Genomic DNA, 23,358 nt, shown 5'->3' on the forward strand with positions numbered 1-23,358 from the left:
GGCGGCGAGGCTGACCCGGGGCGCGCGCCCCGAACACGCCGTGGGCCCGGCGACCCTGGACCAGGCGCCGTCGGCCACCCCGGACCCCGACCGGCTGCTCGCCGCCGCGCGCCGGGTCGCCGACCAGCTGGTGGGGACGGCGTACCAGGGGGACGGCCGGACGAACTGGCTCGGCCTGGAGCCGCTCGACGGGCTGCACTGGGAGATCCAGCCGCTCGGCGCGGGCCTGGCCAGCGGGTACTGCGGCCCCGCCCTGTTCCTCGCCGAACTCGCCACCCTGACCCGCACCGAGCGGTACGCCGAACTCGCCCGGCAGGCCGTCCGCCCGCTGCCGGCGATCCTCGGCGCGCTCGGCGAGCACCCGCGGCACGCGGCGCTGATCGGGCCGGGCGGGTTCGCCGGCTTCGGCGGCATGGCGTACGCGCTGAGCCGGCTGGCCACCCTCCTCGACGACCCCGAACTGCTCGGCTGGGCGGACCAGGCCGTGCACCTGACCGCGAGCGCCGTCGCCGACGGGATCGACCCGGGGGTGTACACGGGCGTGGCCGGCGGGCTCGCGGCGATGGTCGCCGTGCACCGGATCACCGGGTCCGACGCGGCGTGGAAGACGGCCGGGATCTGCGCGGACTGGCTGCTTGCCCAGCGGGTGCCGACGGAGGGCGGGTTCGCGGCCGGCACGACCGGGATCGGCTGGGCGCTGCTGCGGTACGCGGCGGCCGGCGGCGGCGTCGGGTACGAAGAGGCGGGGCTCGCGGCTCTGCGCACCGCCATGGACGCGTTCCCCGAGGACGGCGCCCCGCCGCCGGACCCGTCGCACTGCCACGGGATCACCGGGCTCGGCATCGCCGCCGCGGAGGCCCTCGCAACGGTCGAGGATCCGACACTTCGGGCCACGGTCCGCCGGGCGGTGGCCGCCGTCGCCGACTACGGCCCGCTGCCCAACCACAGCCTGTGCCACGGTGAGCTGGGGATTCTCGAACTGCTGGCCGCCGCGGCGGACCTGGGGCACCCGTGGGCGGCGGCGTTGCGGGTCCGCCGCGCCGGGGCACTTCTGGCGTCTTTGGACCGTTCCGGCCCGCGATGCGGTACCCCTGAAGGGATTGCCACGCCGGGGCTACTGGCGGGACTCGCCGGAATCGGGCATGGTGTACTTCGCCTCGGCTTCGCTGACAAGGTCCCGTCCGCGTCGCTCCTCCGGCCGAGGTGAACGGGGTCCCAGAAAGGCACTGCCATGCTCAACGCCGAGCTGATCCGCTCCTGGAAAGACCCATTGTCCCGGGTCACGGGGACGGATCACCCAGCGGGGACGATCACGCTGGACGACGCTCCGCCGGCCGGGCTGCGCGCCCGCATCCTGGCGGGCAAGGCCTCCTCCGAGCAGAACCCGTTCACGCTCTCCCTCGGAAACTGCTGCCGTGATATCGCGGACTCCGGCGACGACGAGTGGTGGGACTGGTAACAACCACCGCAAGTCCGACCTCGTGCGGTGCGTGTCGGGTGATCGCACCGTTCACGAGCCGGCAAAAGTCGCCCAAGCTGGGTAGCCTGCGGACATGCAGATCAGTTCGCCGGTGGTCGTGGGGCGTGACCGCGAGTTCACGCATCTGACCACCGGCCTTCAGAAGGCTGCCCTGGGCGTCGGACAGGCCATCTTCCTGATCGGCGACGCGGGTCTGGGCAAGACCCGGCTGGTGAACGAGGCCACCTTCCGCGCCTTCGGTTCCGGCATGGCCGTTCTTCGTGGCCGAGGTGCCACGACGGGGACGGCGATGCCGCTGCGCCCGCTCAAGGAGGCGCTGGCCTCCTGGCTACGCAACAGCGAGCCCCCCTCACACCCGGAACTGGTGCCCTACCGGGCCGCACTCTCCTCGTTCATTCCGCAGTGGCGCGAGCCGGCCGCCCCACCCCACCAGCACAGCCTGTTCGAGGTGGCCGAGGCGTTGCTCCGCCTGCTGGGCTCGATCGGCGAGAACCGCGGCTGCCTGCTGGCTCTGGAGGACCTGCACGACGCCGACCCGGAGAGCCTCGCCGTCGTGGACTATCTCGTGGACAATCTGGCCCAGTTGCCGGTCCTGCTCGTGAGCACCGTCCGCCCCCAGCCCAGTGCCGGGTTCACCCTCGCGCAGGCGGCTGTGCAGCGCCGCGCCGCGACCGCGCTGCAACCCGCGCCACTGACTCCCGCCCAGGTGCAGCTCATGGCGGCAGCCTGCCTGGACACGGCACCGGCACGGGTGCCGGATCCCGTCCTGGACCGGCTGGCCCGCGACGCGGACGGCAACCCGTTCGTCATCGAGGAACTCCTGGCCGCGATGGTCACGTCGGGCGCGCTGCGCCGGCACGGCCAGGACTGGCAGCTGGACGGCTCCCTGGACGCGCGCATCCCGAGCACCGTGGTCCGGAGCGTGGCCGACCGGGTGGACCGGCTCGGAGCCCAGGCCAGGGACCTGCTGCACATCGCCGCGGTGCTGGGGCACCGTTTCCCGCTGTCCGTGCTGGAGAAGGTCGCCGGCCTGGAACACCGGGTGCTGCTCGGTCAGCTGCGGGCCGCCACGGACGCCCAGCTGATCGTTCCGGACGGTGCCGCCTCGGACTGGTACGCGTTCCGGCACGCCCTGACCGCCGACGCCCTCCTCGCCGAGTTGCTGCCCACCGAGCGGGCGACCATCGCCCGGCTGACGGCCGACGCCCTGGAACGGTCGCCGGGCGAGGACGACTGGACGCCACTCGTCGCGGAGATGCGGCTCGTCGCGGGACAGCACGCCGATGCCGCCCGGCTGCTGGCCGACTCCGGTCGGCGCGCGCTCGCGGCGGGGTCGGGCACCTCGGCCCTGGCGCTCCTGGACCGCGCGTTCGCGCTGGACACCGGCACCGAGACCCAGGAGTCCCTGGTCTACGCGCTCGCCGCGACAGGTCTGCTCGACCGCGCGCTGGAGACGGCCGACCGACTCCCCGTCGTCGGCGGTGACCCCGCCGGCATCGAACAGCGCGCCGGCCTGCACAGCAAGCTCGCCTGGGCGGCCATCATGGCGCAACGCCTCGACGAGGCCGTCGGCCAGGTGGCGACGGCCCGCCGGCTCCTCGGCGAGGACGCCGCGCCCGAGCACGTCGCCCAGTTGGACATCGTGGAGGCCCGGCTGGTGTTCATCAGCCCCGGCGACCGGGACGACCGGATCGCGGTGGCCGACCGGTTGGCCCGCCGGGCGGCGGAGGTGGCAGAGCGGGTGCCGCTGCCGGAGGTCGCCTGCCAGGCGTGGCAGCTGCTGTCGGGGCTGGCCCGCGCCAACGGGTACGAGGCGGCCGACGTGTGGCTGGAACGCATCGTCACCGTGGCCGAGAAGTACCAGCTGCCCGCCTGGCGCATCGACGCGCTGCTGAGGCTCGGGGTCAACGAGTTCATGCGGACCGGCGAACTCTCCCGCCTCCTCCAGGCGCGGGAGGCGGCCCAGCAGCTGGGTTCGATCGTCCTGGGACTGTCCAGCGAGGTGAACCTGGGGCTGCCCTATGTGATGCGGGGCGACTACGCGGCGGCCGCCGACGTCCTGGAACGCAGTGAGAAGTCGACCGCCCGGATGCAGAACCTCGGGGAACTGCAGACCGTGTTGTTCGCCAAGTCCGTTCTCGCCGCCCACCAGGGGCAGCGCAAGGCGATGGACCGCGGACTCACCGAACTCGCGCAGCACGAGAACGGGATCTCGCCCCAACGCGCCCTGGTGTTGGGGTTGTGCCGGGCGGTCTGCGCGCTACTGGAGGAGGACCCCGGACTCGCCCGGGACGAGTTGGACGCGGCCCGGGCGTGGGAGAGCGAGAACCCGACGGTGTTCTACCTGACCGGGCGGTACGGGCTGCGGTTGCTCGTCGAGGTGGCCGGCGGGCGGGCCGGCTGGGAGGCGCACGACGAGGTCACCGGGGCTCCGACGTCCACGCTGCGGTGGAACCAGCAGTTCGTGTTGTTCGCGCGGGCGATCCTGCACGGCCGGTCCGGGCGACCCGAGGAGGCCGTCGCGGCGTTCGAGGAGGCCGTGGAGGCGGCGGCGGTGTTCCCGATGGCCGCGCACCTGGGTCGGCGGCTCGTCGCGGAGGCGGCCATCGTGGACGGCTGGGGCGAGCCGGCGGTGTGGCTGCGGGCGGCGGAGGAGTACTTCCACACGGCCGAGGTGCCGGCGGTGGCCAGTGCCTGCCGGGCGCTGCTGCGGCGGGCCGGGGCGAGTGCCGTGCAGCGCCGGGCCGGGCGGGACCAGATCCCGGCGGAGCTGCGGGCGTGCGGGGTGACGGTGCGGGAGTACGAGGTGTTCGAGCTGCTCGCCGACCATCCCGGCAACCAGGGGATCGCGAAGAGGTTGTACATCTCGCCGCGGACCGTCGAGAAGCACGTCGCGAGTCTGCTGGCCAAGACGGGGCATCCGGACCGGGCGGCCCTCAGCGGCTTCGCCCGCCAGCTCCTGGCCTGAGAGGTGCGGAGGGCCCCGCGCGCGGCGGGGCCTTCCGTCACGCCGGTCTAGAGTTCGACGACCGCCGCGCCCGCCGCGTTGTTCTTGACGGACTCGACGCCCTTCAACGCGCTGGCCTTGGTCTCGTAGGCCTCGCCGACCGCGATGATCTCCCCGTTGCCGGCCTTGAGCCGGAACCGGTACTTGCCCGCCTTGTCCTCGTACACCTCGAACTTGCCAGCCACCACGACACCCCCGACAAACCGTAACAACCCTACGAAAACCTCACTTTACGCGAGTACTGCGAGGAGCACGGCGAAACTGGCGACGAGGTACCCGGCGGAGGCGACCGTCACGAGCCGGTGCCGGACGGACTCGCGCCACCGCGTGCCCGACAGCAGCCAGACGAGGGCGGGCAGCATGAGCACGGCGTGCATGGTGATCGCGTGCGCGGGCCTGAGGCCACCCGCCGTCGTGTACGCCAGCTGCGGGTTCCCCGCGTAGACCGCCGTGACGCCCCGGACGATCATCGCGGCGCCGATGCCGAGGGCGGCCATCAGCAGGACCAGTCCGACCCGGACCGCGAGGCGGGTGGACCGCGACACCGCCGGGTGGGGCCGGAACGACACGACGGTCAGGGTGCCGAAGATCGCGACCAGGACGGCGCCGCCCACCGCGAGGGTCTGCGAGACGACCGTGTTCAGCGGGGTCTCCACGTTGAAGTGCGAGGGCACGTGCCGCCAGGCCTGGAGGGACACCAGGGTCACCTCCACGACGCAGGCGACGGTGAGCGCGCCGAGGATCCGGCGTCGGGCGCGCTCGCCGAGCGGGAGCATGGTGGCCACCCACGCGGTGCTGATCAGGGTGAGGCCGAAGGACAGGCCGAACGTGGTCGGCTTGCGCCAGGACAGCGGGCCCTCCCACGGCCGGTCGTCGAGGAGGTGCACGAGGACGTGCAGCGCGCCCGCGAGCATGAGGGCCGCGCCGACCAGGTAGCAGAGCCGCTCGATCGGGCGGCCGTCGGTCCAGTACCGCCGGAGGGGTCTGGTCATGTCGCTCATGTAATCGTTTATATCATGTAACGATTTCTGGATGGTAACCTTTTCGGGTGACGTCCGCCTTCCTGCTGGCCCAGCTCGGCGCGTTCGCGGCCGGGCGGTTCGCCGAACGCATCGGCGAGCTGGGCCTGACCCCGCCCCTGACCGGCATGCTCCGGGCCATCGCCGCCACCCCGGGCATGAGCCAGCAGGAGCTGGCCCGGCACCTGGGGATGCCGCCGAGCCGGCTGGTCGCGTTCCTGGACGATCTGGAGGGCCGGGAGCTGATCGAGCGCCGGCAGAACCCGGCCGACCGCCGGCTGTCCGCGCTGCACGTCACGGAGCACGGCACGGGCACCCTGCGGCGGATCGGCGGGGTCGGCCGGGCGCACGACGCGGACATCACCGCGCCGCTGGACCCGGCCGAGCGCGAACAGCTCGCGGTGTTGCTCGGCCGGCTCGCGGAACACCACGGGCTGACAGCGGGCGTGCACCCGGGCTACCGGACCGTCCGGCACTGACCGGTGGTGCCGGACGGCGCCGACGGCTGTTGACCGCCGCCCCACACCGACCCGTGCCGACCGCCGTCCGCGAGCGTCCCCGGCCCCCGGTCACGGTTCGCACCGGGCCACGACCACGCCCGGCGTCCGGGCCGGTGGCTACGGGCGGGACACCGGCCCACCGGCCGCCGGGGCGAACAGCAACCGCGTCGCCAGCAGCGTCAACCCCCGGTCCAGCCGGCGGAAGTGGGTCGCCCGGCTGTGGTGCAACCGCTGCGCGACCCGGTCGTGCCGGACGGCCCCGGCCCGGCCGTAACACGCCTCCAGGGTTCGGCCGGCCTCCGCGTCCAGCCGGTCGTCCGCGCAGGTCAGGGCGGTGACCGCCGCCCGGAGCCAGTCGTGCAGCGCCTCGGCGGTGGTCGAGCCGGTGGCCGCGAGCAGCGGGCTGCGGGCCAGGGCCACCGGGTCGTGCAGGCCCTCGAGGGCGGCGCGCAGGTGGCGGCGCAGCCGGGCGACGTCCCCGCCGAGGGGGGTGGGTACGCCCCGGGAGACGAGGTCGTCGAGCCAGCCGGCGACGCGGTCGGGGGCGAAGCTGTGGGTGTAGACCTCGCAGGGCCGGCCGCAGCCGTACACGTCGTCGGCGGCGGCGCCCCGGTACGCGAAGCCGAGCCGGCGGACGAGCTGCTGGTACTCGGGCCACATCGTGGACACCACGACCCCGCCGTGCGCGAACGCCGGCCGGAGGATCGCCCGGAGCAGCAGGGCGTGCACCTGCGGTTCCCGGTCCTCGCAGAACGCCAGCCCCACGAACACGCCCCGGCCGTCGGCGGGGAGCTCCCCGGTCCGGGTGACGGTCTCGGTGTGCTGTTGCAGGACGGGTTCCATGCTGGCGATCGAGCGTTCGGTGATCGGCGGCACGTTGGCGACCCCGACCGCCCGGCCGTCGGGCGTGCGCGCCACCAGGAAGCCCTCGGGGATCGACCGCAGCCAGCCGTCGAGGATCCGTCCGGTGGACCGGAGGTCGAGGCTGCCGCGCCGGGCCCACCGGTGCACCAGGCGTTCGATGTCGTCGAAATCGGCGGCGGTGGCCGGCTCGACCACGGCGCGCGGGGCGCCCGCCGGGAACAGGTTGTCCCGGACCACCCGGTCGCCGGTGAGGAACCAGGACCGGAAGACCAGGCGGTGGCGGCTGCCGGTGTCCCGGGTGGTCTCCAGGAGGTGCCGGGCGTGGCCCGTCGCGCGGGTCAGGGCGACCTGGTGGGCGACGGGTTCCCGCCACCGGAACGCCTCGTCGAGCAGGGTCCGGAACGGCTCGGCCACGGCGAGGCCGCCCTCGGTGCGCACGGTCGCGCTCAGCCGGTCCAGGGCGTCGAAGGGGGTGTCGGTGAGCTGGCGGACCAGGTCTGCGTCGGCCTCGCCGACGGCGGCGAGCACGGCCAGCGCGGTCCCGGGGACGGCAGTCGGTGCGGCGGACCGGCGATCGGCGGGTCCGGGAGCCGCGACGCCGGGGGCGGCGGGGTCGACGCCGGCACCCGCGACCCCTGTCTCCGACCCGAGGCGGTCGAGGACCGCGGCGACGGCGTGGTCGGCCACGGCGCCCGGCACCTCGGCCGGCGCTCCGGCGTGCAGCGCCCGACACAGGGACACCACGAGGAGGGGTACGCCGCCGGACAGCTGGCGGACCAGGTCGAGCCCGGGCCCGGGGTGGACGTGGTGGGTGGCGGCGAGCCGGGTGACGTCCTCCTCGGACCAGGCCGGCACGTCGATCGTGACCAGGGCCCCGGCGGCCGACCAGCCGGGCAGGGACCGCAGCGGGATCCGGCCGGCCACGACCAGCGGCCCAGCCCGGCCGGCGAGCGCCTCCCCCGCCTCGGCGGTGTCCACGCCGTCGACCACGACGGGCCCGGCCAGGTCCGCCAGGAGGGTGGTCTTGCCGCCACCCAGGGGGCCGACGAGGTTCACCACCGCCGTCGGGTCCGCCCCGAAAGCGTCCTCGATCGCCCGGATGATGTCCCCGTTGCCCATGTCGCCCCCTCCCGTCCACTGACAGTCCATCGTGGTAGGACGGGGCGTCGGGGGCCATCGCCACTTCGGCCATTCCCCGGGAGCCGTCCCGGAACACCCCATATTTCCGGGTACCGGGGTCAGCGGGCCAGGCGGCGCAGGCTGGCCGCGTACACCTCGGCGGCCCAGCGGGGCAGCTGTTCGGCGTGTTCGGCGAGCGGGCCGTGCCGGTTCCACGCGACCAGGTGCCGCATCCGCAGCGGCTCCCCCGCGAGCGGCCGGACCACCACCCCGGCGACCGGCTCGAACGTGGCCTGGCAGGGCGAGAGGGCCAGGCCCCGGGCGAGCAGTTCCTGGAGGGGGCGCATCGCCCCGATCTCGTGCGGTACCCGGGGCGTGAAGCCGAGCCCGTGGCACACGTGGTGGAAGTACTCCGGCCAGCCGGCCCCGTCCGGGGGCGACAGCACCCAGGGCTCCGCGCCCAGGTCGGCCAGGGCCAGTTCGGGGCGGGCGGCCAGGGGGTGGTCCGCGCCGAGGGCCACGTGCACCGGCTCGTCGGCCACGATCCGCCAGTCGACGCCCGGGGTGGGCTGGAGCTCGTACCCGGGGTAGTCGACGACGGCGGCCAGGTCGAGCCGGCCCATGCCGACGAGGTCGACGAGCAGCCGGGGCGAGTACTCCGCGTGCAGTTCGACCTCCACCCCGGACAGCGCCGCGCCGAGCCGGTCGGCGAGCCCGACGAGGATCGGCCCGGACACGCCCCCGAGCCGCACCGCGCGCCGGCCGAACCCCGCCGGGCCGTGCCGCAGCCGGTCGGTGTCCGCGAGGATCGAACGCGCCCTGACCAGCACGTACTCCCCGTAGGCGGTGACCGTGCAGCCGGACCGGCCCCGGGCGAACACGGGGCCGCCGAGGAGGCGTTCGATCCGCTGCAACTGGGCGGACAGGGCCGGCTGGGTGGTGCCGAGGACGGCCGCCGCCCGGGTCAGGCTGCCGGCCTCGCTGATGGCGCACAGCGCCCGAAGGTGACGGAGCTCGAGATCCATACCGTGAAGCTTATGGATATCTGGGATGGGCGCACAGCGCGAGAGGGGTCCATAGTAGGTCAACCTTCACCCCTCAAGGAGGCCCCTCATGAGACGCGTCGCGGCTCTGCTCCTCAGTACCACCCTGCTGGCTCTCGCCGTCGGCAGTCAGCCGGCACTCGCGGCACCCTCCTCCGGCACCCGGCTCGAAACCCGCGAGGTCTTCAGCCCGGACGGCACGATCAGCCGGACCACGATCCGGGTGCCCAGGGTCGAACAGTCCGCCCCGTCACTGGCCGTGGCGGCCGCCACCGTCGTGCCCGTCGAGGTCAACGGCCCCAGCGAGAGCCGGTTCGACCTCGTGTTCGTCGGCGACGGCTACACCAGCGCGCAGATGGACCTCTACACCCAGCACGTGAAGTCGAAGTGGGCGGAGATCGCCGCGTTCGAGCCGTTCAAGAGCCACCGGACCCAGTTCAACGTGTGGCAGGTCAACGTCGTGTCCACCCAGTCGGGCGTGGACAACGACCCCACCAACGGGGTGCAGAAGAGCACGGCCATGGACATGGGCTTCTGGTGCGGCGGCACCGAGCGGCTGCTGTGCGTGAACCAGACCAAGGCCAACCAGTACGCGCGCTCGGCCCGCGACGTCGACCAGGTGCTCGCCCTGGGCAACAGCACCAAGTACGGCGGGGCCGGCGGCGGCGTGGCCACGGCCTCGGGCGGCAACGCGCAGGCCGGCCAGATCGCGATCCACGAACTCGGGCACTCCGTCGGCGGGCTGGCCGACGAGTACACCTACGGCAGCGGCGACTGCTACCCGTACGCCGAGCCGTCCGAGTCCAACGTGTCCAAGCTGACCGTCGCGCAGATGCAGTCCCAGCAGAAGAAGTGGTGGCGTTGGCTCGGCCAGGCGTCCCCGGACGGCGGCACGGTCGGCGCGTACGTCGGCGGGCGGTACTACACCCGGTGCATCAACCGGCCCACCGACAACTCGATCATGCGGTCGCTGGGCCGGCAGTTCAACCTGCCCGGCAGGGAGGCCATGGTCGCCGCGTTCTACCGCGAGAACGGCGTCATCCAGGCCCAGTCGCCCGCCGGCCCCGACCTGTGGGTCACGCCGGTCGGCAACGCGAAGGTGACGTGGACCGTGGACGGCGGGTCCGTCGAGGCCCTCGGCGCGGGCAGCACCGCGCTCAGCGTGCGGGGCCTCGCCCGGGGCACGCACACCGTCACCGCCACGGTCGCCGACCCGACCGACTGGGTCCGCGACCCGGAGCTGCGCAAGTTCCTGACCGCGACCGTCACCTGGCAGGTCACTACCTGACCTGGGCGTGCACCTTCGCCGCCGCCGCGCCCGCGGCGGCGGCGAGGTTCTTGCGCACCCCGGCCTTGTCCGCGACCACCGAGCGCACGGTGACCTCCACCGACAGGTAGATGTCCCCGTCGGCGATCAGCACCAGTTCGTGCACCCGGGGCGCGTCGTCGCCGCACCGGAGCGCGTACGGGAACCCCGGCACCGGGGCCGGCTCCTCCACGCACGACGACACGGCCTGCGCGTCCACCGCGTCCCGGGCCCGCTGCTCGGCCGTCAGCCCCGCGATCCCGGACGACCGCCCGTACGTGACCCGCAGCGTGCCCGACGGGTTGCCCGCGATGGCCAGGGTGCCGCGCATCGTGCAGTCCGCGAACGGCGCGCCGTCGGCCACCGGGGCGGCGGTCGGGTTCGTCTTGGCCCGGACGAAGACGTCGCCCAGCTTGTCCAGCGTCCGGTCGCACGGCGGGACCGGACGCGCCCCCGTCGCGGCGGTGCGGCTCGGGGTGATCGGGGCGGAGGCCGGCCGGTCGGGCTCCGTCGCGGGGGCCGGCCACGGTGGGTAGATGAACGCCGCGAGGAGGCCCGCGCCGACCAGGGCGAGGGCGGTGCTGGCCCCGGCGGACAGTTTCCGGGTACCGGCCTCGGTGACCTGCCCGGGCTCCTCCTCGTCCTCGTCGTCCTCGTCGTCGTCGAGGACGCTGCGGCGGACCGGGACGGGCGGGGGTTCGGTGGGTTCGTCCGCCGCGGAAGCCTCGCCGGGGCCTGTCTCGTCGGGGTCCCGGGTCGTGCCGTCCGCCGGGTCACCGTCACGCGCCACGCCGCGCACCTCCTGAGTCGCGCCCCTCCCCCCGAGGGACAGGCCGGGACCATCAGAGCATGTCCGAAGTGGACTCCGCGTGCGAGGTGTCGGAAATCCAGCAGAACGCCGCCCCGGAACCGGGCGGGGCCGACGTGTCCCCATGGTGGCCGGGAGTGTTTCGGCGGCGGCCGTCCAGGGCACTACCAGGGGAATCGACGAGCCGTTGGAGGAAGAGATGACCAGTCCCGAGCACCGCGAGCCGGAACCCGGCGTCGGCACCGACGAACTCTACCGCGAGGAGGATCTGACGGGTACGGACGCCGCGCGCAAGGCGGGGGAGGACGGCGTCGAGGAGGCCGAGCCGATGATCCTGGGCGACCGGCCGGACCCGCGGGACGGCAGTACCCCCTAAGAGACCCTTTTGTCAGCTCAGGTCTCTTTCCAACCTCGCTTCGGGGACCTCCAGGGCCTCGAAGAGGGCGTGCGCCTCGGCCCGGAGGCAGCGGCGCTCGGCCGGGTCCGCCGCGAGGGCGCCGAGGGCGGCGAGGGCCCGGGCGCGTTCGTAGCGGTCGCCGGTCCGGTCGGCGAGGGTCAGGGCGCTCCGGTGCGCCTCCCCGGCCGCGTCCGGGTCACCTCCCGGGGCTCCGGGGTCGGCGAGGGCCGCGCCGAGGTCGTTCAGCGCGGCGGCCTCCAGGTCGGCCTCACCCAGTTCCCGGGCCACCGCCACCGCCTGCCGCAGCAGGTCGAGGGCCACCCCGGACCGCCCCGCCCGGTGGTGCGCCACACCCAGGTGGTGCAGGCAGTTGCCCTCGCCGGCGCGGTAGCCGACCTCGCGGCACAGGGCCAGCGCCCGCTCGTTGTGGTCGACGGCGTCGGCGTACCGGCCCAGGAACCGGTAGGCCTCGCCCACGTTGGCCAGGGCGATGCCCTCCCCGGTGCGGTACCCGAGGTCGCGGCAGATCTCCAGGGCGCGCAGGTGGTTGTCCAGCGCCTCGGAGCTCCGGCCGACCCGCAGGTACACGATGCCCAGGTTGCCGAGCACCCCGGCCTCCCGCCGCCGGTCCCCCGCCGCCCGGTGCACGGCGAGCGAGCGGGAGTAGTGCGCGATGGCCGCCGCGTGGTCGCCGAGCCGGCGGTGCACGATGCCGAGGTTGCCGAGCACGCTGCCCTCGCCGACCCGGTCACCGGCCTCCCGGTACCGGACCAGGGCCTCGCCCAGGTGTTCCAGGGCCTGCGGGTAGCGGCCCAGTCGCCAGTAGACGACGCCGGCGCCGTGCAGGGCGCGGCCCTCGCCCGGCCGGTCGCCGAGGTCCCGGTACGCCGCGCGGGCCGCGTCGAGGTGCGCGAGGGCCTCCGGGTAGTCGCCGAGCCGGCGGTGCACCGCCCCGAGCTGGGCCAGGGCGGCGGCCTCGGCGGGCCGGTCGCGGCTGGTCCGGGCCGCGTCGCGGGCGAGGGCGTGCAGGGTGAGGGCGTCGGGGTAGCGGGAGCGGGCGTCCAGGTGGGCGGACAGGGCCGTGGCCAGGCCGAGGGTGTGGGCGGGCCAGCCGGGGGTGGCGGCCGAGGCGAGCAGGTTGGGCAGCTCGGCGTCGAGCCAGGCGCGGGCGGCGGCGGGCGACAGGGGTCCCGGAGTGACGGCCGGGTCGGAGGACCCGCCGGGGACGAGGGCGGCCGTCGCGCGTCGGGTGGCCGTCAGGTAGTGGTCGAACAGGCGGGTCAGGGCCCCTTCGCGCTCGGCGGCGGCGAGTTCGGCCGCGTACACCCGGAGCAGGTCGTGCATGCCGAACCGGCGGCCGGTGGTCGGCTCCACCAGGTGCGCGCGGGCCAGCGGGTCGAGCAGCCGGCGGGCCGCCGCCCGGTCCACGCCGGTGAGCGCGGCCACCGCGTCGAGGTCCACGTCGCCGCCGGGATGCGTGCCGAGCAGTCGGAACGCGCGGGCCACGTCCGGGTCGAGGTGCCGGTAGGACCAGGAGAACACGGCGCGCACGGCGGTGTGCCCGTCGTCGCCGGCCGCGAGCAGGTCGAGCCGGTCGCGTTCGTCGGACAGCTCCTCGACCAGTTCGGCGAGCGTCGACGCCGGCCGGGAGGCGGCCAGCTCGGCGGCGATCCGCAGCGCCAGCGGCAACCGGGCGCAGCTACGGACCAGCTCGGCGGCCTGCTCCGGTTCCGCCGCGACCAGCGGTCCGATCAGGATCCGCAGCAGGGTGCCCGCCTCGGCCGCCGTCAGCAGGTCCAGGTCCACCCGGACCGCGCCGTGCCGGGCCACGAGGGCCGGCAGCCGGTCCCGGCTGGTCACCACAACCACACATTCGGGGGTACCGGGCAGCAGGTCGCGCACCTGGTCCGACGAGTGCGCGTTGTCCAGCACGACGAGGACCCGCCGCCCGGCGAGCAGGGTCCGGTACCGGGCCGCGCGTTCGGCCACCGTGTGCGGGACCGCCGCGTCCCCGCAGCCCAGTTCGCGGAGGAACGCGGCGAGCGCCTCGGCCGGGGTCACGGGGCGGTCGTGGTCGTACCCGCGCAGGTCGATGTAGATCTGGCCGTCGGGGAACTGGTCGGCGACCCGGTGCGCCCAGTGCACGGCCAGCGCGGTCTTCCCGACGCCCGCGGTGCCGGACACGGCCGCGACCAGCACGGTCGGGGTGCCCACCCGGGACGCGGCGAGCAGCAGGTCGAGGGCCGCGAGCTGGTCGGACCGACCGGTGAACCCGGCGACATCGGCGGGCAGGTCCCGGGGCACGGGAACGGTCCCGGTCGGCGCATCGTGGCCGGAGTCGCCCGGCGTGGCCCCGGGCGAACCGTCCGGCCCGTCGGGCTGGCGCGGCGTCCCCGTGCGCGGCGGGGCCGCACCAGTCGGAAGTTCCGCCCCGTCGGCGCCCCCCGGCTGCACTGTCGCTGGCTTCCCGTCACCCGCCCGGCCCGCGCGCCGCCCGGAGTGTTCGGAGCGGGTCGCGGCCAGCCACAGGGCGCGGAACTCCTCCGGGTCCCCGGCCAGGGTCTCCACGATCAGTTCGAGCAGCCCCCACCGGGGCACCCGGGTACCGGACATCGCCACCGAGATCGTCGTGTGGCTGCACCCCACCTCGCGGGCCATGTCCCGCAGGCTCGGCCAGCCGGCCCGGTGGTGCAGCGCGTGCAGCCGGTCGAACAGGGTCCGGACCGGACCGTCCGGCAGCGTCGACTGCGGCAGCGCCCCCATGGCGACCTCCCTCGCGAACCCCTCCAGGCTCGCCCCCGCCGGCCCCGCTGTCCAGCGCGTTACCGTCCCGGCCACGCGCCGGAGGGCGCACCCGGCCAGTTCTGTCAGGATCCGTCAACCGGTTCCGGGACGGCCGGACACTTCGGAGAACGACAATGGCACACCATTCCGGGGGTACGACATGTCCGACACCATCGCACTGACCCGGTCCGCGTTCGTGGACCTCATCGAGGCCGTGGCCACCCCGGCCGGCTACGGTACCTGGCCCACCCCCGAATGGGACCCCGTCCGGGGCGTCTGGGTCCTGGTCTGGGAGAACCCGCAGCCAGCCAGGCAGGGCCCGGCCCCGCAGCCGGACTGGGCGCGGCTCGTGACCCGGGCCGTCGTGGACCGCGCGGTCACCCAGCTCCGGCTCGCCGAGTCCGCCGGGGACGCCGACGTCGCGACGGCCGTCCGGTCCGCGCGGAGCGACCTCGACCAGTTCGTGGCCGCGTTCTGCGGGGCGACCCCGCAGTGGTCGCTGCCGTGGCCCGCGCCGGGGACGTTCCGCTGGTGGCCGGACAGCCGGCTCGGCCGGGACGAACTGCCGGCCGGGGACCTGCTGACGGCGGCGGCCCAGTTCCACGCGGCGGCCGGGGACCTGGCCGGGCACCCCCTCGCCGACGGGTTCGCGGCGGCCGCCGACCGGCTGATCCAGGCGGGACTGTCCCGCCTGGCGGACGCGCGGTTCCACCACGGGTCGCCCACCGCGTGACCGCCGCGCCCGTGCCGCGCGGGACGCGTACCCGTCGAGGTGGTGGGGTTCCGGGGTTGACCTCAAGTGTGGTTGAGCCTGTTGACTGGGCCCCGGAACAGGCGGGGAACGTCGAGAGGACGAAACATGCGCGCGGTGTGGTTGCGGGAGTTCGGCGGGCCCGAGGTGCTGGTCGCGGGGGACGCGCCCGAACCGGTGCCCGGTCCCGGACAGGTGCTGGTCGAGGTGGCGTTCGCGAACATCACCTTCGTGGAGACCCAGTTCCGGGCGACCGGGGCGGGGCCCTACCGGCCCGTGCTGCCGATGATCCCGGGCAACGGGGTCGGCGGACTCGTCGCGGCCGTGGGCGCCGGCGTCGACCCGGGGCTGGTCGGCACGCGGGTGGTGACCAGCCTCGGCGGCTCCGGCGGGTACGCCGAACGGGCCACCGTCGACGCCGCACAGCTCGTCCCGGTGCCCGACGAGGTCCCGCTGGACACGGCCGTGGCGCTGCTCGCCGACGGGCGGACCGCGACGGCCCTGGTCCGGGCCGCGGGCCTGCGCCCCGGGGAGCGGGTCCTGGTCGAGGCGGCGGCCGGCGGGGTCGGCACCCTGCTCGTCCAGCTGGCCCGGGCAGCAGGGGCCACGGTCGTCGCGGCGGTCGGCGGCCCGCGCAAGGCCCAGGTGGCCCGCGACCTGGGCGCCGAGACGGTCGTGGACTACACGGCGCCCGGCTGGACCGACGCGGCCGGCGCGGTGGACGTCGTCTTCGACGGGGTCGGCGGCGAGATCGGCCGGGCGGCGTTCGGGCTGCTCGGCAGGGGCGGGCGGATGTTCACCTACGGGCTGGCCAGCGGGGCGTGGACCGACATTCCGGCGGCGGAGGCCTCCGGGCGGGGCGTGACCGTGCACGCCGGCTCGCTGGGCACCCCGGCGGAGCTGCGGGCGTTCACCCTCGACGCGCTCGGCGAGGCGGCGGCCGGGCGGCTGCGGCCGGTGATCGGGCAGCGGTTCCCGTTGGAGAAGGCGGCCGACGCGCACGCCGCGATGGGAGCACGGGCCACGGTCGGGAAGACGCTGCTGGAGATCTAGGGTCGGGAGGGTGAAAAAGTACCTCCTCCTCGATCACGACGGCGTTCTCGTCGACACCGAACTCTGGTACTACAGGGCCGGGGAACGCGCCCTGGCCGACATCGGCACCCGGGCACAGGACTTCTCACAGGCCAGACACCGGATCGACACCCTGGTCGAACTGCTGGACATCATCCTCTGACGGCTCCTCGTCGTACCAGGGACTCGTCCCGCCGTCGCGCACCGCCGCCTGGAAGCCGGGGCAGTGCAGGATGTTCTCGTGCCCGCACCGCAGCGCGTGGTGCAGCAGGTCGCGGGCGTGGTCGAGCTCCGTGAGCCGGCGCTGCACGTCCGCGAGCTTGTCCGTCACCAGCCGCCGCCACTCGAACGGCTCGTCGTGCCGCTCCCGCTTCATCCGGCCGATCTCCGCGAGGGTGAACCCGGCCGCCTGGCACAGCCGCAGCACGGCGACCCGCTGCACGTCGTCGGGGGTGTACCGGCGCTGCCCGCCCTGCCGGGTGGTCGGCACGATCAGGTCGCGGCGCTCCCAGAACCGGATCGTCGAGTCGGGCACTCCGGTGGCGGCGGAGAGCTCCCCGATCGTCATCAACTCCGTCATCGCTCCCCCATTGACTTGAACCATGGTTCAAGTCCCAGCCTGAGGCACATGAGCACACTCGACAACCTCGATCTCAAGGTTCTCGCCGACCCCGCCGTGCGCCGCGACCCCTACCCGCTGTTCGCGGCGCTGCGCGGGGCCACGCCGTTCACGGCGCTCGACGACCAGCTCGTCGTCGTGGCCGGGCACGCCGACTGCCACCGGCTGCTGCGCGACCCCGTGCTGAGCAGCGCGCGCACCCGGGCCCGGCAGGTCTCCGACGACACCACCGGGCTGCCGACCTCGTTCCTGTTCCTCGACCCGCCGGACCACACCCGGCTGCGCGGCCTGGTCTCCAAGGCGTTCACGCCCCGGGTCGTCGCCCGGCTCCGGCCCCGGATCACCGCCCTGACCGGGGAGCTGGTCGCGGCCGCCGACCCGGCCGGGTTCGAGGTGGTCGCGGGCCTGTCCCACCCGTTGCCGGTACGGGTGATCAGCGAGCTGCTCGGCGTCCCCGGGTCCGACCACGCGCTGTTCGCCGACTGGTCCAACCGGCTCGCCCGGGGACTGGACGCCGAGTTCCGGTCCGTCGAGCCCGAGGTGTTCGCCGACGCGCTGGCCGCCCGGCACGAGTTCGCCGCGTACTTCGCCGAGCTGATCGCCGCGCGGCGCGGCCGGGACGGCACCGACCTGCTCTCGCACCTGATCCGGGCCGAGGAGGGCGGCGACCAGCTCAGTACCCCCGAACTGATCGTCACCACCACGCTGCTGCTCGTCGCCGGGCACGAGACGACCACGAACCTGATCGCCAACGCCGTCCTCGCCCTGGTCCGCAATCCGGCACAGCTCGCCCTGCTGCGGGCCGACCCCACGCTGATCGACGGGGCCGTGGAGGAGTCGCTGCGGTACGACCCGGCCGTGCAGTTCACCAGCCGGCAGGTCCTCGGCGAGCCCTACCGGATCGGCGACGTCGAGGTCCCCGACGGCGCGACGGTCGCCCTGCTGCTCGCCGCCGCGAACCGCGACCCGGCCGTGTTCGCCGACCCGGACGTCTTCGACATCCGCCGACCGAACGCCGCCCAGCACCTGTCGTTCGCGGCCGGCGCGCACTTCTGCCTCGGGGCCGGGCTGGCGCGGCTGGAGGCGGCCGTCGCGGTGGGGACGCTCGCGGGGCGGTTGGGCTCGGCGGAGGTGGTCGAGCTGGAGTACAAGGAGAACATCAACCTGCGGGGGCCGCAGAGGATGGTGGTGCGGTTCGACGGGTGACCGGCTCGGCGGGGGCGGGGCGCGGGCAGCCGGGGAGGTTCGGCCGCCCGCCGTCGCGTCGGGTCGGACGGGGCCGGGGTCAGCGCGTCGGAGGCCTGAGGGTGCGCCAGGTCCGCAGATCGTCGGAGACCGCCAGAGAGTCGAGGCCGAACTCGTCGAGCACGTCTGTCGACGCGTAGCCCCCGCCGGGCAGCGGCACGAACCCGAACGCGTCCCGGGGGAAGTCCCGCACCGGAAGCGCCGTGAACGTCCGGCCGCCGTCCCGGCTGACATGGAACCGCTGGTCGTACAGGTACTCGCTCGCCACCACCAGCGTGCCGTCCGGCGGCGTCGCCACCGCGAACAGCTCCCGGCCGAAGCCCAGGCCCGTCGGGGCGAGCGACTCCCAGCTCCGACCGCCGTCGGCGCTCCGGGCCAGCAGCGGCTCGCCCTGGGGCGTCCGGGTGGCGACCGCGTACACGGTCCCGTCGGGGGCCACCGCCGCCGCCGGGCAGATGTCCGGACCGTCCGTCCACGGCACGACCACCCGGGTGGACGCGCCCCGGTCGTCGCTCACGAGCAGCAGATTCGGGTACTTCCTGCTGCCCGACAGCCACAGCCACCGGTCGTAGGCGCCGGCCGGCGACACGGTCGGACTGAGCGAACGGACCGGCAACAGCGCGGTGGCGCCCGTGGCCGGGTCACCCAGCGGGAGCGCGGGGACCTCCGCGCCGATCCGGGGTGACTCCGCCCGGCGTTCGAGCGGCACCCAGCCCGGCGGCACCGACCGCACCGTGGGCAACCCGGCGGGCGCCGCCTGCCAGGTCGCGCCCGCGTCGGTGCTCCACCAGGCGGGACCGGGCTGCGCGGCCGGCCACCACAGGCGCAGGATCGCCGGGCCGAGCACGGACAGCCGGAAGTTCGTCGCACGCCGGTCCGGCCCGTCCGCGCCGACGGTGTCCAACGGCAGCGGACGCCGCGCCCAGGTCCGGCCCCCGTCCCCGGTGGCGGCGAGGGTGAACGCGCACCGGCCCTCATCGCAGGCCAGGAATGTCGTGTACACGTGGGCCGCGTCCCAGACCGCCACCCGGGAGGCCCGGTCGCGGGCCTGGCGGAGTTCGCGGGTTTCGTCGGACCGCTCCCCGTTGTCGCTGTCGGCGACCAGAAGTGCGGCCATCAGCGCCGCCACCGAGAACAGCCGTCCACCGCGTGCCATCCGTGCTCCCCCGTGTCCCCGCCGACCCGGCGGACGCTCCATGCAGGAGGACACTAGGCGGCGCGCACGGGGTCGGCCGTCTCAGAACCGTCCCATTCCGGAGGGGCCGCGCTCAGCGCTCCGGCAGTCCGCGCCGATCCGGCTCCCGCCCGGCGGGCAGCGGCGGCGCCGGGCTCAGCGCGTCGGTGGCCGGAGGACGCGCCAGGTCCGCAGGTCGTCGGAGACCGCCAGCGTGTCGACATCGACCTCCCCGATCAGGTTCCGCGTCACGTACCCGCCGCCGGGCAGCGGCACGAACCCGGACGCGTACCGGGGAAAACCCTTCGCCGGAAGCACCGTGAACGTCCGGCCGCCGTCCTGACTGACGTGGAACCGTTCGGCGGTCGCGAAGTCCCCGCTCGCCACCACCAGCCCGCCGTCCGGCAGGACCGCGACGCAACGCACCAGGCTCACCATTCCCTGACCGGTCGGAGCGATCGACGCCCAGGTCACACCGCCGTCGGAACTGCGGGCCAAGAGGAGCACGGCCTTCGACATCTGCGACGCGGCCAGGTACACCGTCCCGTCGCGGGCGACGGTCATCTGGGGAAACGTGACGTCCCGCCCGTCCGGCCACGGCGGAACGACCTTGCTGAAGGTCGCACCCCGGTCTGGGCTCACCCGCAGGCCGCTCTCCTGCCCGCCGACCGACAGCCAGATACCCCGATCGACGGGGGCGTCCGGGGAGAGGAGGTCGCCGGAGCGCGCGGGGACCGCGAGCAGGGCCGCCGAGCCGGTGGCCGGATCGCCGACCGGCAGCCGGTGCTCGCCCTCGGGCTCGTCGTCCACCCGGATGCCGAGCGGAACCCAGCCCGGCGGCACGGACCGCACCACGGGCAGCGCGGCGGGAACCGACCGCCAGGTCGCGCCCGCGTCGGTGCTCCACCAGGCCGGTCCGGGCGCCCACTCCGGCGACCACAGGCGCAGGACATCAGGGGCGAGTACGGACAGCCGGAAGTACATCCCGCGCAGGCTCGGGCGGTCGTCGCTGACCTCGTCCAACGGCAGTGGACGCCGGGCCCAGGTCCGCCCGCCGTCACCGGTGGCCGCCAGCGTGAAGGCGCACCGGCCGTCACGGCAGGCCAGAAACGTCGTGTACACGTGTGCCGTGTCCCAGGCCGCCACCCTGGAGGCCTTGTACCGGGCGAGCTGGAGGAACGAGGTCTCCTTCGTCCGGCGGCCGTCGTCGGCAACCACCAGCCCGGCCACGAGCGCCGCCACCGCCACCGCCGCGACCAGCCGCGTGCCTCGTCCCATCCACGCACCCCCCGTATCCCGCCGACCGGCGGACGCTCCATGCAGGACGACAATAGGCGCTGCCCGCCACCGGCCGCCTGCCAGCGCCCGGCTGCCTGAGCGTCGCCGCCTGGTGACACCGGCCACGTTCCGGCCGTCACTCCCCGCTGAACCGCTCCCGGACCCGCACCGCCCGGCGCAGGTCGTCGAGCTGGTCGGCCAGCGCCCGGCGTAGCACCGGGGTCGCGTCCTCCGCCTCGTCCGCCGCCGCCAGGCATGCCTCGGCCGCGCGCATGGTGTCCGGGGTGGAGTGTCCGGCCGGGAACAGCCGACCGCCCAGCACCGAGGCCACCGAGTCCCCGCGCGCGCCCACGCCCGGCACCTCGGCGAAGTACCGCCGCAGGTACTCCCGGTGCAGGTCCTCGCCCCCCGACTGCCAGAAGCCCTGCGCGGTGGCCGTGATCAGGTACGTGGACAGCTCGCCGTCGGTGAACAGCCCCCGCCAGGCCCGTTCCTTGGCCGCGGGGTCGGGCAGCGCGGCCCGGGCCCGGGCCGCCCCCTGGTGCGCGCTGCTGCTCGGGTCGGTGGCCAGTTCGGCGAGGAGGCGGCCGTCGGTGACCGCGCCGAGGGCCGCCAACCGGGCGAGCGCGGCCCAGCGCAGGTCGCTGCTCAGCGGAGGGACCGCGGGGCCGCCGAGCGTCTCCGCAGCCGGGGCCGCCGAAGGCCGGTCACCGGCCGCCGTGGGCGGGCCCGCCGGGGCCGCCACAGAACCGGCACCGCGGGGCCGACCGTCCGGGGCCGTCGCCGGCCGGTCGGCCGGGCCGGTCGCCAGCCACGACTCCAGTTCGGCCGGGTCGGTCGCGTTGTCGATCGCCGCGCCCAGTGCGGCCAGCCGCAGCCCCGGGTCCGCGTCGGGGACGGCGAGGAGCCGGCGGGCGACCCCGGCCAGCAGGGCGTGCCCGGCGGGGCGGCGGTCCGGGGCGAGGTAGTGGCCGACGACCTTGGACCCGGCGAAGGTGAGCACGGACTGCACGATCGAGTCGGTCCGCTCGGCGGGCAGGTGCGCGGCGACCAGGTCCAGGTAGGCCGCCGGGGACAGCTCCGCGTCGCGGACCAGGTCCCGGGCGGCGGCCCAGAGCACGGCGCGGGTCAGGGGCTCGTCGATCGCGGACAGCGACCCGGTGACCGTCCGCCACGAGTCGGCGTCGAGCCGGATCTTCGCCCAGGTGAGGTCGCCGTGGTTGGGCAGCACCAGCGCGGTGCCGGGTCCCTGGCCGATCGGGGCCGCCGGCTCGGCGGGGGTGACCGCGGCCGGGGCGTCCCGCAGCCGGGCCCGGCCGCCCGGTCCCACCTCGACCTCCACCCGGCTCGTCAGCACCGGCGGTCGGCCCTCGAACACCCCGACCCCGACCAGGTGCGGCCGGCTCCCGTCGGCGACCAGTTCGGTGGCGCCGTCCGCCGACCGCTCGACCCGCAGGGTGTCCACGCCGCTGGTGCGCAACCAGAGCGAGGCCCAGCCGGGTACGTCCCGGCCGCTCGCCGTGGCCAGCGCGTCCAGCAGGTCGGCGAGGTCCGCGTTGCCGAACCGGTGCCGGGCGAGGTGCGCGTTGACGCCCTCGAAGAACGCGTCGTCGCCCAGCCACGCGACGAGTTGCCGGAGCGCCGCGGCCCCCTTGGCGTAGGAGATGCCGTCGAAGTTGGCCATCGCCTCCGCCAGGCTCTCGATGCCGCTGGCCGCGATCGGATGGGTACTGGGGCGCTGGTCGGCGTCGTAGCCCCAGCCCTTGCGCAGGGTGGCGAAGTGGGTCCAGGCGTCGGTGAACCGGGTGTTCTCGACCGCGACCCGGTAGCCCAGGTACTCGGCGAAGGACTCGTTGAGCCACAGGTCGTCCCACCAGCGCATCGTGGCCAGGTCGCCGAACCACATGTGCGCCATCTCGTGCGCGATGACGACGGCCCGGTTCGCGCGGTCCGCCTCGGTGGGGGCCGAGTGGAACAGGGACTCCTCGGCGAACACGACACAGCCCGGGTTCTCCATCGCGCCCCAGTTCAGTTCGGGGACGAACGCCTGGTCGTACCGGCCGAAGGCGTACCGGTCGGCGAAGAGTTCGTGCAGCCGGTCGAACGACGCAGCCGTGACCTCGAACAGCTCGTCGGCCTCCCGGTCGAGGTCGGCCGCGAGGGAGCGGCGGCTGTGCAGGCCGAGGGGGATGCCGTCGTGCTCGGCGTGCACCGAGTGCAGCGGACCGGCGACGACCACGGCCAGGTACGTGCTGATCGGCGGGGTGGGCGCGAACTCCCAGCGCCCGGCGGCGACCTGCTCCCCGGCCGCGTTGCCCAGGACCGTCCAGCCGGCGGGCGCGGTGACGGCCAGGACGAACGGCGCCTTGAGGTCGGGCTGGTCGAAGCACGCGAACAGGAGCGGGGCGAGGTCCGGGGCGCAGGAGGAGTGCAGGTAGGTCTCGCCGTCGAGCGGGTCGGTGAACCGGTGCAGGCCCTCGCCGGTGCGCGAGTAGGCCATGTCGGCCTCGATCAGCAGCTCGTTGTCGGCGGCCAGGTCCGCGAGGGGGAACCGGTGGTCGGCCAGGTCGGCGGGGTCGAGGACGCGGCCGTTGAGCACCACGCGGCGCAGGGCGGCGGGGCGCAGGTCCAGGAAGGTCCCGGCCCCGGGGCGGGCGCAGCCGAACCGGATCACCGTCGTGCAGCCGAAGACGTCGCCGGGCCGGGTGAGGTCGAGGTCCAGCTCGTACCGGTGGACCTCGATCAGGTCGGCGCGGACGCGCGCCTCCGTGCGCTGGAGTGGGGGCATCCCCTCATCGTGCCCGGGGCGGCCCGCTCCCGTCAGCCCCGTCCGCTGCGGGCGGAACCCCCTGGTCGGCGACCCTCCGGAGGGCCCCGGAGCCGGGCTGGGGCG

General features: G+C 74.9%; 20 protein-coding genes. 10 read left to right on the plus strand and 10 right to left on the minus strand.

Features of this window, described 5'->3' with window-relative positions; translation table 11 throughout:
* The 3 genes from PT931_RS14025 to PT931_RS14035 form a co-directional block, all read left to right on the plus strand.
* The coding region (locus tag PT931_RS14025; protein ID WP_456246174.1) for a lanthionine synthetase LanC family protein at nucleotides 1-1,207 on the plus strand (1,207 nt) is incomplete at its 5' end.
* Between the two features lie 24 nt (nucleotides 1,208-1,231).
* Entirely contained in the window at nucleotides 1,232-1,459 is a 228-nt protein-coding gene (locus tag PT931_RS14030) for a hypothetical protein (protein ID WP_456246175.1), read from the plus strand.
* Nucleotides 1,460-1,553: 94 nt separating this feature from the next.
* Nucleotides 1,554-4,448 carry an AAA family ATPase gene (locus PT931_RS14035; RefSeq protein ID WP_456246176.1) on the plus strand — a complete coding sequence of 965 codons (2,895 nt, stop codon included), beginning with the start codon at nucleotides 1,554-1,556 and terminating at the stop codon, nucleotides 4,446-4,448.
* 47 nt (nucleotides 4,449-4,495) lie between these two features.
* Here the strand turns inward: PT931_RS14035 and PT931_RS14040 are convergent, their stop codons facing one another.
* Both PT931_RS14040 and PT931_RS14045 read right to left on the minus strand, forming a co-directional pair.
* Entirely contained in the window at nucleotides 4,496-4,672 is a 177-nt protein-coding gene (locus PT931_RS14040; RefSeq protein ID WP_363723851.1) for a YegP family protein, read from the minus strand.
* Nucleotides 4,673-4,717: 45 nt separating this feature from the next.
* Nucleotides 4,718-5,479: a hypothetical protein gene (locus tag PT931_RS14045; protein WP_456246177.1), complete on the minus strand. Its 762-nt coding sequence runs from the start codon at nucleotides 5,477-5,479 to the stop codon at nucleotides 4,718-4,720.
* A gap of 56 nt (nucleotides 5,480-5,535) precedes the next feature.
* On the opposite strand from PT931_RS14045, the gene PT931_RS14050 reads away from it, so the two are divergent.
* Nucleotides 5,536-5,985, plus strand: coding sequence for a MarR family winged helix-turn-helix transcriptional regulator (locus tag PT931_RS14050; RefSeq protein ID WP_456246178.1), 450 nt, complete (start codon nucleotides 5,536-5,538; stop codon nucleotides 5,983-5,985).
* Nucleotides 5,986-6,123: 138 nt separating this feature from the next.
* Here PT931_RS14050 and PT931_RS14055 read toward each other — a convergent pair whose 3' ends face one another.
* Nucleotides 6,124-7,989 (minus strand): hypothetical protein, encoded by a 1,866-nt coding sequence (locus PT931_RS14055; RefSeq protein WP_456246179.1) that lies wholly within the window; start codon nucleotides 7,987-7,989, stop codon nucleotides 6,124-6,126.
* 119 nt (nucleotides 7,990-8,108) lie between these two features.
* Entirely contained in the window at nucleotides 8,109-9,014 is a 906-nt protein-coding gene (locus PT931_RS14060; protein WP_456246180.1) for a LysR family transcriptional regulator, read from the minus strand.
* An 88-nt stretch (nucleotides 9,015-9,102) separates the two neighbouring features.
* On the opposite strand from PT931_RS14060, the gene PT931_RS14065 reads away from it, so the two are divergent.
* Nucleotides 9,103-10,320 carry a M64 family metallopeptidase gene (locus PT931_RS14065; RefSeq protein WP_456246181.1) on the plus strand — a complete coding sequence of 406 codons (1,218 nt, stop codon included), beginning with the start codon at nucleotides 9,103-9,105 and terminating at the stop codon, nucleotides 10,318-10,320.
* On the opposite strand, the gene PT931_RS14070 is transcribed toward PT931_RS14065, so the two are convergent.
* The gene (locus PT931_RS14070) at nucleotides 10,313-11,128 is read right to left on the minus strand and encodes a hypothetical protein (protein ID WP_456246182.1); all 816 of its coding nucleotides are present in this window, start codon (nucleotides 11,126-11,128) and stop codon (nucleotides 10,313-10,315) included. The two genes, PT931_RS14065 and PT931_RS14070, sit on opposite strands and share 8 nt — an antisense overlap.
* 217 nt (nucleotides 11,129-11,345) lie before the next feature.
* Here PT931_RS14070 and PT931_RS14075 point away from each other — a divergent pair, with 217 nt between their 5' ends.
* Nucleotides 11,346-11,522 carry a hypothetical protein gene (locus PT931_RS14075; protein ID WP_456246183.1) on the plus strand — a complete coding sequence of 59 codons (177 nt, stop codon included), beginning with the start codon at nucleotides 11,346-11,348 and terminating at the stop codon, nucleotides 11,520-11,522.
* Between the two features lie 12 nt (nucleotides 11,523-11,534).
* On the opposite strand, the gene PT931_RS14080 is transcribed toward PT931_RS14075, so the two are convergent.
* On the minus strand, nucleotides 11,535-14,306 hold the full coding sequence (locus PT931_RS14080) for an ATP-binding protein (protein ID WP_456246184.1): 2,772 nt from the start codon (nucleotides 14,304-14,306) through the stop codon (nucleotides 11,535-11,537).
* A 181-nt stretch (nucleotides 14,307-14,487) separates the two neighbouring features.
* On the opposite strand from PT931_RS14080, the gene PT931_RS14085 reads away from it, so the two are divergent.
* The 3 genes from PT931_RS14085 to PT931_RS14095 all read left to right on the plus strand — a co-directional run bounded on the left by PT931_RS14085 (nucleotide 14,488) and on the right by PT931_RS14095 (nucleotide 16,312).
* A complete protein-coding gene (locus PT931_RS14085; RefSeq protein WP_456246185.1) occupies nucleotides 14,488-15,060 on the plus strand; it encodes a hypothetical protein in 573 nt (190 codons plus the stop codon).
* 126 nt (nucleotides 15,061-15,186) lie between these two features.
* Nucleotides 15,187-16,131 carry a zinc-binding dehydrogenase gene (locus tag PT931_RS14090; RefSeq protein WP_456246186.1) on the plus strand — a complete coding sequence of 315 codons (945 nt, stop codon included), beginning with the start codon at nucleotides 15,187-15,189 and terminating at the stop codon, nucleotides 16,129-16,131.
* A 10-nt stretch (nucleotides 16,132-16,141) separates the two neighbouring features.
* Nucleotides 16,142-16,312 carry a hypothetical protein gene (locus tag PT931_RS14095; protein WP_456246187.1) on the plus strand — a complete coding sequence of 57 codons (171 nt, stop codon included), beginning with the start codon at nucleotides 16,142-16,144 and terminating at the stop codon, nucleotides 16,310-16,312.
* On the opposite strand, the gene PT931_RS14100 is transcribed toward PT931_RS14095, so the two are convergent.
* Nucleotides 16,256-16,729: a MerR family transcriptional regulator gene (locus PT931_RS14100; protein ID WP_456246188.1), complete on the minus strand. Its 474-nt coding sequence runs from the start codon at nucleotides 16,727-16,729 to the stop codon at nucleotides 16,256-16,258. The two genes, PT931_RS14095 and PT931_RS14100, sit on opposite strands and share 57 nt — an antisense overlap.
* 48 nt (nucleotides 16,730-16,777) lie before the next feature.
* Between PT931_RS14100 and PT931_RS14105 the strand changes: the two genes are divergently transcribed.
* A complete protein-coding gene (locus PT931_RS14105; RefSeq protein WP_456246189.1) occupies nucleotides 16,778-17,974 on the plus strand; it encodes a cytochrome P450 in 1,197 nt (398 codons plus the stop codon).
* A 79-nt stretch (nucleotides 17,975-18,053) separates the two neighbouring features.
* Here PT931_RS14105 and PT931_RS14110 read toward each other — a convergent pair whose 3' ends face one another.
* From PT931_RS14110 to pepN, 3 genes are all read right to left on the minus strand, one after another.
* Complete coding sequence (locus tag PT931_RS14110) at nucleotides 18,054-19,169, minus strand: hypothetical protein (RefSeq protein ID WP_456246190.1); 1,116 nt, start codon at nucleotides 19,167-19,169, stop codon at nucleotides 18,054-18,056.
* Between the two features lie 174 nt (nucleotides 19,170-19,343).
* A complete protein-coding gene (locus PT931_RS14115; RefSeq protein ID WP_456246191.1) occupies nucleotides 19,344-20,465 on the minus strand; it encodes a sialidase family protein in 1,122 nt (373 codons plus the stop codon).
* A 136-nt stretch (nucleotides 20,466-20,601) separates the two neighbouring features.
* Nucleotides 20,602-23,253 (minus strand): aminopeptidase N, encoded by a 2,652-nt coding sequence (gene pepN, locus PT931_RS14120; RefSeq protein ID WP_456246192.1) that lies wholly within the window; start codon nucleotides 23,251-23,253, stop codon nucleotides 20,602-20,604.
* Between the last annotated feature and the right edge of the window lie 105 nt (nucleotides 23,254-23,358).

It is taken from the genome of Longispora urticae (assembly GCF_053902585.1).